The organism is Streptomyces sp. CNZ301 (assembly GCF_004217425.1).
The window spans coordinates 4,451,450-4,463,207 of record NZ_SHLG01000001.1 but is presented as its reverse complement, the minus strand read 5'-3'; the positions used below and the strand labels follow the sequence as shown (position 1 = coordinate 4,463,207).

12 protein-coding genes are annotated in these 11,758 nt (G+C 72.7%); 9 read left to right on the top strand and 3 right to left on the bottom strand.

Features of this window, described 5'->3' with window-relative positions:
* Positions 1-3: 3 nt before the first annotated feature.
* From EV375_RS19275 to EV375_RS19250, 6 genes are all read left to right on the top strand, one after another.
* A complete protein-coding gene (locus EV375_RS19275) occupies positions 4-942 on the top strand; it encodes a DUF6457 domain-containing protein (RefSeq protein ID WP_130300532.1) in 939 nt (312 codons plus the stop codon).
* Entirely contained in the window at positions 939-2,603 is a 1,665-nt protein-coding gene (locus tag EV375_RS19270) for a molybdopterin molybdotransferase MoeA (protein ID WP_130300531.1), read from the top strand. Before EV375_RS19275 ends, EV375_RS19270 begins: the two co-directional genes overlap by 4 nt.
* A 25-nt stretch (positions 2,604-2,628) precedes the next feature.
* Positions 2,629-3,795: a potassium channel family protein gene (locus EV375_RS19265; RefSeq protein WP_486588580.1), complete on the top strand. Its 1,167-nt coding sequence runs from the start codon at positions 2,629-2,631 to the stop codon at positions 3,793-3,795.
* A 263-nt stretch (positions 3,796-4,058) separates the two neighbouring features.
* Positions 4,059-5,036, top strand: coding sequence for an NAD(P)H-quinone oxidoreductase (locus EV375_RS19260; RefSeq protein WP_130301963.1), 978 nt, complete (start codon positions 4,059-4,061; stop codon positions 5,034-5,036).
* Positions 5,037-5,149: 113 nt separating this feature from the next.
* Complete coding sequence (locus EV375_RS19255) at positions 5,150-5,641, top strand: hypothetical protein (protein ID WP_130300530.1); 492 nt, start codon at positions 5,150-5,152, stop codon at positions 5,639-5,641.
* A gap of 100 nt (positions 5,642-5,741) precedes the next feature.
* Positions 5,742-6,314 (top strand): bacterial proteasome activator family protein, encoded by a 573-nt coding sequence (locus tag EV375_RS19250; protein WP_130300529.1) that lies wholly within the window; start codon positions 5,742-5,744, stop codon positions 6,312-6,314.
* A 115-nt stretch (positions 6,315-6,429) separates the two neighbouring features.
* On the opposite strand, the gene EV375_RS19245 is transcribed toward EV375_RS19250, so the two are convergent.
* From EV375_RS19245 to EV375_RS19235, 3 genes are read right to left on the bottom strand one after another with little or no spacing between them, the layout of a single operon-like run.
* The gene (locus tag EV375_RS19245) at positions 6,430-7,245 is read right to left on the bottom strand and encodes a TrmH family RNA methyltransferase (RefSeq protein ID WP_130300528.1); all 816 of its coding nucleotides are present in this window, start codon (positions 7,243-7,245) and stop codon (positions 6,430-6,432) included.
* Between the two features lie 4 nt (positions 7,246-7,249).
* Positions 7,250-8,575 (bottom strand): HTTM domain-containing protein, encoded by a 1,326-nt coding sequence (locus tag EV375_RS19240; protein WP_486588579.1) that lies wholly within the window; start codon positions 8,573-8,575, stop codon positions 7,250-7,252.
* Positions 8,572-9,411: a DUF5819 family protein gene (locus tag EV375_RS19235; protein ID WP_207228177.1), complete on the bottom strand. Its 840-nt coding sequence runs from the start codon at positions 9,409-9,411 to the stop codon at positions 8,572-8,574. Before EV375_RS19235 ends, EV375_RS19240 begins: the two co-directional genes overlap by 4 nt.
* A 153-nt stretch (positions 9,412-9,564) precedes the next feature.
* On the opposite strand from EV375_RS19235, the gene paaA reads away from it, so the two are divergent.
* The 3 genes from paaA to paaC are packed head-to-tail and all read left to right on the top strand — an operon-like array spanning position 9,565 to position 11,617.
* On the top strand, positions 9,565-10,584 hold the full coding sequence (gene paaA, locus EV375_RS19230; RefSeq protein WP_130300527.1) for a 1,2-phenylacetyl-CoA epoxidase subunit PaaA: 1,020 nt from the start codon (positions 9,565-9,567) through the stop codon (positions 10,582-10,584).
* Positions 10,584-10,871, top strand: a complete 288-nt coding sequence (gene paaB, locus EV375_RS19225) for a 1,2-phenylacetyl-CoA epoxidase subunit PaaB (RefSeq protein WP_055484808.1) — start codon at positions 10,584-10,586, stop codon at positions 10,869-10,871. Before paaA ends, paaB begins: the two co-directional genes overlap by 1 nt.
* A complete protein-coding gene (gene paaC / locus EV375_RS19220) occupies positions 10,868-11,617 on the top strand; it encodes a 1,2-phenylacetyl-CoA epoxidase subunit PaaC (protein ID WP_130300526.1) in 750 nt (249 codons plus the stop codon). The genes paaB and paaC overlap by 4 nt, the downstream gene beginning before the upstream one ends.
* The last annotated feature ends 141 nt before the right edge of the window (positions 11,618-11,758 follow it).

Here is an 11,758-nt window from a genome sequence, read left to right as displayed (position 1 = left end):
GGCGTGACACCTGACGCCCACGCGCACACGCACGACGCCGTCGTCCTCGCGGGCGGCGGCGCCAGGCGGCTCGGCGGCACCGACAAACCGTCGCTGACCGTCGGTGCCCGCACCCTCCTCGACCGCGTGCTGTCCGCCTGCTCCGGCGCGTCCACCACGGTCGTCGTCGGCCCCCGCAGGCCCACGCACCGGCCGGTGGACTGGGCGCGGGAGGACCCCCCTGGGGGTGGTCCGCTCTCCGCGCTCGATGCCGGCCTGCGCGGCGTCACCGAGGAGACGGTGCTCGTCCTCTCCGCCGACCTGCCCTTCCTGCGGGCGGAGACCGTACGGGCGCTGCTCTCGGCCGTGGGCGATGCGCCGCGCACCCACGCGGAAGGCGACGCGAGCGGCAACGGGACGGCGGACGGCGAAGCGCCCGAGGGCGCGCTGGTGAACGACGGCCGCGACCAGCCGCTGCTCGCCGCTTACCGCACCGAACCGCTGCGCCGCGAACTGGCTCTGCTGCGCACCGAATACGGCAGCCTGACGGGTCTCCCCTTGCGGCTGGTCCTTCCTGAGCTGAGACTTCGTCGCATCGACATCGATGTTGGTCACCGACCGACCGCCTCCGACGCCCTCGACTGTGACACCTGGGAAGACGTCGCGGCGGCGAGGGCCCGTACCCGGGAGCATGACACCGTGCTGGACGAATGGATGGCCGCGGCGAAGGCCGAACTCGGCGTCGACCTGGATGTCGACACCGCCGCACTGCTCGACCTGGCCCGCGACGCGGCACACGGCGTCGCACGCCCGGCCGCCCCGCTGACGACCTTCCTCGTGGGGTACGCCGCCGCCCGGCGCGGCGGCTCTCCCGAAGACGTCGCGGAGGCCCTGGAAAAAGCGGCCCGGCTGGCCGCGCGTTGGGCCGAGGAGAGCGAAGGGGAGCAGGGCGACGGGCGATGAGCGGCGCCGACGAACTCGACGAGGCCATCGCCCTGGCGAACGGCGCCGCCCGCGGCGCCCGCAGGGCGGACGGACGGGAGGCTCCGGAGGGCGGTGAGACTCCGCGGCCCCGCAGCGGCGACGCCGGGCCCGGGACGGGGACCGGCACCGGGACCGGCACCGGGACCGGCACCGGGACGGGCACCGGGAGGGGCACCGGGAACAGGACGGACCGCGAATCCGGCTCGGGGTCCCGCGACGTCCCGGGGTCCGCCGACGGCTCCGACAACACCGAGGACTCCGGCAACACCGACGGCTCCGGTGCCGACGGCGGCCCCCACAAGGGGAGCCCGTCCCCGGACTCGGACGACGGTGACGAACTGGCCGCCCCGGACTGGCTCACCCCCCGCTCCGCGCGGGGCGGCGGCCACCGGTCCGGACAGCCGGCGGGGGAGGCGCAGTCCCATGCCCGCGACGCCCCCTGGCCAGACGCCCGCACTCACGCCGCACGGGCCGCCGGCCCGCTCCCCTCCCTCGCTCTCCCCCTCGACCAGGCGCTGGACCACACGCTCGGCGCCCCGCTCGACGCCCTCACGGACCTGCCGTCCTTCGACACCTCGGCCATGGACGGGTGGGCCGTCTCCGGCCCCGGCCCGTGGGCCCTGGCGGACGACGCCACCGGCACCGGCATCCTCGCCGGTGACACGTCCGAGCCACGCCCGCTGCCGGACGGCCGTGCGATCCCCATCGCGACAGGTGCGCTCATCCCGCCCGGCGCGAGCGCGGTGCTGCGTTCCGAGTACGGCGAGAGCGAAGGCGGGCGGCTGCGTACGACGCGGCGCCCGCAGCCCGGTACGGACATCCGCCCGCGCGGCCAGGAGTGCCGCTCCGGCGACCGGCTGCTGCCGGCCGGTACCCGGGTCACTCCCGCCGTACTCGGTCTCGCCGCCGCCGCGGGTTACGACCGGCTGACCGTCACCAGGCGCCCGCGCGCGGAAGTCCTCGTGCTGGGCGACGAGTTGCTGCACCGCGGCGTCCCGCACGGCGGCCGCATCCGCGACGCGCTCGGCCCGGCGGTGGCGCCCTGGCTCTCGGCCCTGGGCGCGGACGTGATCGTCACACGGCGTCTCGGCGACGACGCCGAAGCGCTCCACGAAGCAGTCGCCACGACGACCGCCGACCTCCTCGTCACCACGGGAGGCACCGCACGCGGCCCGGTCGACCATCTGCGTCCCACCCTCGCCCGCGTCGGAGCCCGTCTCCTCGTGGAGGGCGTACGCGTACGGCCCGGGCATCCCATGCTCCTGGCCCGGCTGCCGGAACGGCAGGAACCGGGCACGGGCGGCGGTCCGCTTCTGGTCGGTCTGCCCGGCAACCCCCTCGCGGCGATCTCCGGTCTGGTGACGCTCGCCGCGCCGCTGATCCGTGCACTCGGCGACCGGCCCGCCGAGCGGGAGGTGTTCGCGCGGATCACCGAGGACGTGCAGGGGCATCCGCGGGACACGCGGCTCGTGCCGGTCGCCTTCGCCCCCGCGGCCTCGCGGGCCCGCCCGCTCCGCTTCAACGGCCCGGCCATGCTCCGCGGCGTCGCCACCGCGACCGCCCTCGCCGTGGTACCGCCGGGCGGCGCCTCCTCGGGCAGCGACGTCCAGGTGCTGCCGCTCCCCTGGTTCGCCTGGTGATCGCGCGGTGAGGACGCAGTCCGACGTGAGCGACCAGTACCGCATCCTGCTGCCGCGTTCCGAGGTGAGCCCGCCCGTGCAGGTGGGACGGCGTCTGCTGGCTGCGCTCCTCGTGCTGATGACGACCGTCCTGATCGTCTACCTGGGTCGAGCCGGGTACAACGACAACGCCGACAGCAAGGTCTCCTTCCTCGACGCCGTCTACTACACGACCGTCACCCTCTCGACCACCGGCTACGGCGACATCGCGCCCGCGAGCGACAGCGCACGCATCGTGAACATCCTGCTCGTGACGCCGCTTCGCATCCTGTTCCTGATCATCCTCATCGGCACCACGCTCGAAGCACTCACCGACCGCACCCGCGAGCAGTGGCGCCTGTCCCGTTGGAGGTCCCAGTTGCGCGACCACACCGTCGTCGTCGGCTTCGGCACGAAGGGCCGCTCTGCGGCGCAGACGCTGCTGTCCACCGGTGTGCGCCGGGACCGGATAGTGGTGATCGACCCGAACCACCACGTCGCGAAGGCCGCGAACGACGAGGGCTATGTGAGCGTCGTCGGCGACGCCACCCGCAGCGACGTGCTCGCTCGCGCCGAGGTGCGGCGCGCCAAGCAGATCGTGATCGCGACGCAACGCGACGACACCGCGGTGCTCGTCACGCTCACCGCACGCCAGCTCAACCGCCGCCTCAAGATCGTCGCGGCGGTGCGGGAGGAGGAGAACGTGCCGCTGCTGCGGCAGTCGGGAGCGGACTCGGTGATCACGAGCGCCAGCGCCGCCGGACGCCTCCTCGGGCTCTCCGTACTGAGCCCGAACGCGAGCTCCGTCATGGAGGACCTCATCCAGCAGGGTTCGGGGCTCAGTCTCACCGAACGTCCCGTCAACAAGGCCGAAACGGGCCGCTCGCCGAGGGAGTGCAGGGATCTGGTCGTCACCGTCGTCCGGGGGCACCGCCTGCTCGCCTACGACGACCCGCAGGCGGACCCGCTCCAGTCCACGGACCGCCTCGTGGTGATCCAGCGTTCGGCTGCGCCGCACCCGTCGGACGGCGGGCTGGGCAGCACCGACCCGACGCACAGCGGCACGACCCCCGGCGGTCCCGGTGGTTCCGGGAGCGAGCCGGGCACGGGCGGCGGCCCGTCCGGCCCGGGCACCGTGGGCTTCTGGCGCGGTGAACGCGGGGGCGGCGGCTGACCCGTACGTCTCCCCCGCCCGGCCCGGCGCGGGCAGCAGCCGTGGCAGCGGCGGGAGTTGGGGCACGGCGGTCCGGGGACGCCGCGAACCGGGCGGCGGGCGGGAGGGCCGAGGCGGGGCGCGGGCACGGAAGTTGAGCCGGCGGCCGGCCTGGCCACGAGCACCGCACGTACGGCGGACCGCGGAAAGGACGGTGCGGGGCGGTGCCGCATCTTCGGGGCCTGGGAGTAGCGTTCGGCCCCATGGGTACGTCCAACTCCACGATGCACGCGGTCACCATCCCCGAACCAGGCGGGCCGGAGGCCCTCGTCTGGGCCGAGGTCCCCGTCCCCGAACCCGGCGAGGGCGAGGTGCTGGTCGAGGTCGCGGCGAGCGCCGTCAACCGCGCCGACATCCTCCAGCGGCAGGGCTTCTACGATCCGCCGCCCGGCGCCTCCCCCTATCCAGGCCTCGAGTGTTCGGGCCGGATCTCGGCAGTGGGGCCCGGTGTGAACACGTGGGCCGTCGGCGACGAGGTCTGTGCGCTGCTCGGCGGCGGCGGCTACGCCGAGCAGGTCGCCGTCCCCACGGGCCAACTGCTGCCCGTACCGGAGGGCATCGACGTGCAGACCGCCGCGTCCCTGCCCGAAGTGACCAGCACCATCTGGTCGAACGTCTTCATGGTCGCGCATCTGCGTCCCGGCGAGACGCTGCTCGTGCACGGCGGTGGCAGCGGCATCGGCACCATGGCGATCCAGCTGGCGAAGGCCGTCGGCGCGAAGGTGGCGGTGACGGCGGGCAGCAAGGAGAAGCTGGACCGCTGCGCGGAACTCGGCGCCGACATCCTGATCAACTACCGCGAGCAGGACTTCGTCGAGGCGGTGCGTGCGGGCACCGACGGCAACGGCGCCGACGTCATCCTCGACATCATCGGCGCGAAGTACCTGGAGCAGAACATCAAGGCGCTCGCGGTCAACGGCCGTCTCGCCATCATCGGCCTCCAGGGCGGGCGAAAGGCCGAGCTGAACCTGGGGGCGCTGCTCGCCAAGCGGGCCGCCGTGACGGCGACTTCGCTGCGCGCACGTCCCGCCTCGGAGAAGGCGGCGATCGTCGCGGCAGTTCGCGAACACGTGTGGCCGCTGGTCTCGGACGGCCGAGTCCGGCCCGTCGTCGACAGGACCGTGCCGATGAGCAGTGCCACGGACGCGCACCGGGCCATGGAGGAGAGCAGCCACGTGGGGAAGATCCTGCTCGTTCCTTAGAGCTTTCCGGAGCACGGGAAGCAGATGGCAGGGACCCTTCCGGATGCCGGACTTGTCCAATTGTGCAACGCTGATTGCATTATTGGACGCTCCGCAACGGGAGGGTCTCTGCCGTGCGGCACAGACGCGACACCCTCACCTCTGCCCGTACCCGCAAACTCCGCGTGGCCGCGGTGCTGCCGTGCGTGGCCGCGACGCTGGTCGTGGCTCTCACGGGGGCGGCGCCCGCTCCGGGTTCGCCCTCCGGCGGGCACAGGGCCTCCGCGGTGGCGCACGAGCACGCGGACCCCGCGGCGAAGTCGCCGGATGATCACGGTACTTCGCCCGAGGGGCCCCCTCCCCCTGCCTCGTCTCGTACGGACGAGGGCGGCCCCCTCGACTACGGCGCCGCGGGCGACGCGGCCGGCGACGGCTCGGAACTCTTCGGCACCCAGGATCTCTACGAGCCCGGGCCCGGCACGGACTACGGCTCAATGCCCTCATCGCAGCATCCGCCCACGACCGCCGCGACGGGCCATGTCTCTCCCGTGCTTCCCCTCGGCGCCGGGCTGACGCTGATCGGTCTGGGATTCGCCCTGATCGCGCTCCGGTTGAGGCGCGCGTGACGCCCGGGGCGGCGGACGGTGCGACGGCCCCCTGCCCCGCGCGGAGCCCGGTGAGGGACTCCGCGGACACCCGGCGACGCCATGAGTGCAGAATGGGGGCATGACACAGCCGAGCAACGAACGCCCGAAGGAGAACAAGCACGTCCTGGTGGTCGGACCGGACGGCATGGCTCTCGGCAGCGCCGACTCCACGGCGGGCGGCGAGGACGGCGATGAGCAGGCTGAGGTCCCCGTCACGGAGATGGTCGAGCAGCCCGCGAAGGTCATGCGCATCGGCAGCATGATCAAGCAGCTGCTCGAGGAGGTGAAGTCGGCCCCGCTGGACGAGGCGAGCCGGGTGCGGCTCAAGGAGATCCACACCAGCTCCATCAAGGAGCTCGAGGACGGTCTCGCCCCCGAGCTGATCGAGGAACTGGAGCGGCTCTCGCTGCCCTTCACCGAGGACACGGTGCCGACCGACGCCGAACTGCGCATCGCCCAGGCACAGCTCGTGGGCTGGCTCGAAGGGCTCTTCCACGGCATCCAGACGGCGCTCTTCGCGCAGCAGATGGCCGCGCGGGCGCAGCTGGAGCAGATGCGCAGGGCACTGCCGCCGGGGACGCTCCCCGAGGACGGCACCTTCGGCGACGAGGAGCCGGGGCGCCCCGCCCGCTCGGGCGGCCCGTACCTCTAGGGGCTGCGCGGGCCTGTGGCCGTCCGGCGCGTGCTTATGGCCGGTCCGGCTTATACGTGAGCCGCTCCGGCGCGTACCGGTGGCCGGGTCCTGCGCGTGACGGTGGCCGGGCCGCTCAGCTCCCCGCCGGACCGCCCGCGCCGGGCGGATGCGCCCGTCCCGCCATCCAGTGGTAGAGCGTCATCGCGACGCTCGTGGCCAGGTTGTAGCTGGAGACCTGCGGCCGCATCGGCAGAGCCACCAGATGATCGGCGCGATCCCGCAGCCCGTCGGAGAGCCCGTGCCGCTCCGATCCGAACGCCACTAGCGCGTCGTCGGGCAGCACGAGACCGCGGAGGTCCCGCCCGGCGGGGTCGAGCGCGTAGAGCGGGCCGGGCGGGAGACCGGACGGTTCGCACCGCCGCACGGCTGTCGCGAAGTGCAGTCCCGCGCTCGCCCTGACCACGTTGGGATGCCACGGGTCGACGGTGCCGGTGGTGAACACTCCTGCCGCGCCGGCTCCCGCCGCGAGGCGGATCACCGCCCCGACGTTGCCCAGATGGCGCGGGTTGTCGAGCACGACGACGGGTGCGTCGCGGACGTCCGGAACCTGCCCGCCGCCGCGTACGGCGAGCGCCGCGACACCCGTCGGGTGGGGGCGCGGCACCAGCCCGCTGAGCGTTCCCGGCGGCACCTCGCTCAGCAGTCCGCCCAGCGGCTCCGTGAGATCGGGCGCGAGGTCGGCGGCGAGCGCGAGCACCGCCGCGCGGTCCTCCGTCAGCGCGAGCGGGACGCCCGCGCCGAAGCGCAGTGCGTGCTTGAGGGCGTGGAAGCCGTCCAGCAGCACGCTGCCGTCCGCGAGTTCCCGCCACTGCCGCAGCAACGGGGCCGCGCCCCCACCGCGGCGCCCCGTGGAGGGGGCGGCCGCCCCTGTCTCGTCTCCGGCGGTCATGGCGTCAGCGTACGGACACCCCGTCGTCCGTCCGCTGCTGAGGCACCGTCGGAGCAGGGGAGGTCCCGCCTTCGGCGCCGTCACCGGCGTCTCCCGGACCGCCGCCGCGGCGGTTCCCGTCTGCCCGTCCGGGAGCCAGCCGCGCCAGCACCCGCCGCCGGCCGCCGTCGAAGCGGTGACCGAGCCAGACGAGGGCCACGGTCGGCAGGAAGACGGCGTCGGCCGCGATCATGGCCATGGAGAAGAACGGCAGCCCGAGCAGCACGGCGATGCTCATGTGCTCCGCGATCATGGCGGCCAGAAGCGCGTTCTTGACGCGCCTGTTGAACAGCGTGAACGGGAACGCCACCTGGACCGCGACCGTGCCGTAGGTGATCAGCAGTATCAGCAGGCCGTTGGCGGCCAGGAAGGAGCTGAGCTCGGGCCAGGGCGAGAAGTAGTCCAGGTTCATCGGGTAGTAGACGGCGGTGCCGTCCTGCCACCGGGAGCCCTGGATCTTGTACCAGCCGGCCGTCGCATAGATCAGGCAGACCTCGACGACGATGATCAGCAGCGCCGCGTTGTGCACCAGGTTGGCCAGCATGTCGCAGACGGTCCGCGCCTCGCTGCCGGGCATGTAGCGGTTGACCGTCCACCATGCGGCCTGCGCGGCCCACAGCGCCCAGAAGAACAGGCCCCAGCCGATGCTGAGTCCTCCGCCGACGGTCGACGCGAGCATGATCACGCCGAAGACGGTCCACAGCACGACACCGGTCACGTCACCACCGGCGTGCGCGGGCGGAACGCCTGACGTACCGGCCGCCGCCTTCCTCCGTTGGCGGCGCGCGTCGAGGGACCAGACCTGGGCGCAGCGCGTGAGCACCACGTACATCGCCATCAGGTGGATCACGTTGTCGCCGCCGTCGCCCATGAAGACGCTGCGGTTCTGGAGCGTCAGCACGCCCACCATGTAGACGACCGACGCGGTCCGCGTGCGCCAGCCGACGACGACCGCGACGCTGGCGGCGACGGCCAGCGCGTAGACGACCTCGAACCACGCGGTGCTGTCGGACCACATGAGCACGGTGAAGGCGTGGTTGGACTCGATCAGCCGCTCGGCCAGCTTCCAGCTCCAGGGGCTGTCGGGCCCGTACAGCTCGTGGCGGTGCGGGAATTCGCGGAGGAGGAAGAAGAGCCAGGTGAGGGCGAAGCCGATCCGTACGACCGCCGTCTGGTACGGGGCGAGGGCCTCCACGGTGACTCGGGCGAGGCCGCGCGAGACGAAGCTCTCCTCCTCCGTCGCGGTCGCGGGCGCGGGCTCCCCGGAAGGGGTGCGCTGAAGTTCCGTCACTTGTTCCAGCCCCCCGGAAGGTCCGCGCTGGCGACCTGCCACCAGGGCTGCACCTGGTATTCGGTCTTCGAGTCGGTCTTCTCGTTGCTCCAGGAGGGAGGGCCGACGGGCGTCGTCGCGGAGCGGACCTGTATTCGCTCGACGGTTCCGCCATTGAGCTCGGTGCCGAAACGGAGCATGACTATTCGCTTGATGTAGCTCTCGGACAGTTCGCCGCGCAGGCCGACGGGCTTGCCCTTGTCGTCGTGGGAGCCGCGGTAGAACTCCCAGCCACGGCGGAGTTCGTTCTGCTGGGTGTGGCTGGGGGCGAGGCTGTGATCGATGGCCTCGCCGTCCATCTTCGAGAGGTTGACCCAGCCGGTCGTCTCGGTGGTGCCGTCGTCCTTGGCGACGCGGGCGCGCGCGTGGACGGCGATGTTCTGCTGGAGCGGGTTGGGCGCGAAGAGCTTCCAGTTCTGCTCGAACTCGGGATAGACGTAGTCGTCTATGCCCTGCCCGTGCTTCTTGCTGAGCGTGTTCGAGGGAGCCACGTGCAGGAACACCATGGAAAGGTGGACGGCGACCGCGAGGACCACCGCCGCCGCGGCCACGGCCACGATCGAGCGGCCGAACCGTGAGAGCCCGTCGGGGCCCGGAACCTCCCCCTCGGCCCTGGCGAGCCTGGGGGGACCCCCACCCTCGGCCCCGGCGGGCCTGGGGAGACTCCCGCCCTCGGCCCCGGCGGGCCTGGGGGGACCCCCACCCTCGGCCCCGGCGGGCCTGGGGAGACTCCCGCCCTCGCGCGGTGGCCCGGGCCGCGCCTCCGCATGTGGCGCCTGCTGCTCTTCTGGCTCCATGCCCTCCCCTGCTCCCCGCGTTCATGCGTCGGCCGGCCGATACGACCCCCAGACATTATCGAGCCTTGACACCCTGTGGGCCCTCAGCTCACCATTGAACCGAACGATCGGTCGGTTGGGATTGCGGCTTCGGCCGCCGGCAAGGGGGTCGGGATGACATCGGTGCTGCTCGGCGAGGGCGGGCAGGCCGCCGGAGAGCCGGCGGAGCCGCTCGCGGCCTTCGACGGCGCCATCGCCGCGGACGAGCGGATCGAACCGCGCGACTGGATGCCGGACGACTACCGCAGCACGCTCGTCCGTCAGATGGCCCAGCACGCGCACTCCGAGATCATCGGCATGCAGCCCGAGGCGAACTGGATCACGCGGGCGCCCTCGCTGCGCCGCAAGGCCATCCTCATGGCCAAGGTGCAGGACGAGGCGGGGCACGGGCTGTATCTCTACAGCGCGGCCGAGACGCTGGGCACCAGCCGCGACGAGCTGCTCGACAAGCTCCATTCGGGCCGCCAGAAGTACTCCTCGATCTTCAACTACCCGACGCTGACATGGGCCGACGTGGGCGCGATCGGCTGGCTCGTCGACGGCGCGGCGATCACCAACCAGGTGCCGCTGTGCCGCTGTTCCTACGGTCCGTACGCGCGGGCGATGATCCGCATCTGCAAGGAGGAGTCCTTCCATCAGCGGCAGGGCTTCGAGCTGCTGCTGGCGCTGAGCCGCGGTACCGAGGCACAGCACGCCATGGCGCAGGACGCGGTGGACCGCTGGTGGTGGCCGTCGCTGATGATGTTCGGGCCGCCGGACGACGAGTCCGCGCACAGCGCCCGGTCCATGGAGTGGAAGATCAAGCGGCACTCCAACGACGAGCTGCGCCAGCGCTTCGTCGACATCTGCGTGCCGCAGGCGGAGGCGCTCGGCCTGACCCTTCCCGACCCGGAGCTGAGCTGGAACGAGTCGCGAGGGCACTGGGACTTCGGCCCCATCGACTGGGAGGAGTTCCGCCAGGTGCTCAAGGGCAACGGGCCGTGCAACGAGGAGCGGCTGCGCCGCCGCCGCGAGGCCCACGAGAACGGCGCCTGGGTGCGTGATGCCGCGGCGGCCTACGCGGCGAAGCACGCGTCCCCTGGCCGTGGCAGGGTGCGGGAGCAGGACCGGACGGAGACGGCGGTGAGCGCGTGATGAGCGGTACGGACTGGCCCCTCTGGGAGGTGTTCGTACGCAGCAGGCGCGGCCTGTCGCACACGCACGCCGGAAGCCTGCACGCCCCTGATGCCGAGATGGCGCTGCGCAACGCGCGCGATCTCTACACGCGCCGCTCCGAGGGCGTTTCCGTGTGGGTCGTGCCGTCCCACGAGATCACGGCGTCCTCGCCGGACGAGAAGGACCCGTTCTTCGGTCCCGCCGCCGACAAGCCCTACCGCCATCCGACCTTCTACGAAGTGCCGGAAGGGGTGCGGAACCTGTGACGGGCGCCGAGGAGCTCTCCGCGCGCAGCGCGGCCGCACTGACCGATCCGCTGCTGCCACTGGCGGACGACGCGCTCGTGCTCTCCCACCGCCTGGGGGAGTGGGCCGGGCACGCGCCCGTACTGGAAGAGGAGCTTGCCCTTGCCAACATCGCCCTTGACCTGCTCGGGCAGGCACGGGCCCTCTACGCCGAGCTCGGCGACGAGGACGAGCTGGCCTTCCTCCGCGAGGAACGGGCCTTCCGCAACTGCCAGTTGGCCGAACAGCCCAACGGCGACTTCGCCCATACGATGATCCGTCAGCTGTACTTCTCCGCGTGGCAGGAGCTGCTGTACGGGCAGCTGGCCGCACTCGGGCAGCCGCTGGCCGCCAAGGCGGTCAAGGAGTCGGAGTACCACCGCGACCACGCCGAACACTGGGCGCTGCGCCTCGGCGACGGCACGGAGGAGAGCCACGAGCGCGCCCAGCGCGCCGCGGACTCCCTGTGGAGGTTCACGGGTGAGCTCTTCGAGCCCGTCGAGGGGGCCGGTCCGGTCGGCGAGGTCGACTGGGAGGCCCTGCGCACGGGCTGGACGGAGCGGATCACCTCCGCGTTCGAGCGGGCCACCCTCACGGTGCCCGTGTCCGCGCAGACCGGCGCATGGGCGGCCGGGGCGGGGCGGCAGGGCCTGCACACCGAGCCCTTCGGCCGGATGCTGGCCGAGATGCAGCATCTGCACCGCAGCCACCCCGGAGCGTCGTGGTGATCCTCCCCCTCGGCCCCGGCGGGCCTGGGGGGACCCCCACCCTCGGCCCCGGCGGACCAGAGGGCACACCCACCCTCGGCCCCGGCGGACCAGAGGGCACACCCACCCTCGGCCCCGGCGGACCAGAGGGGACTCCCACCG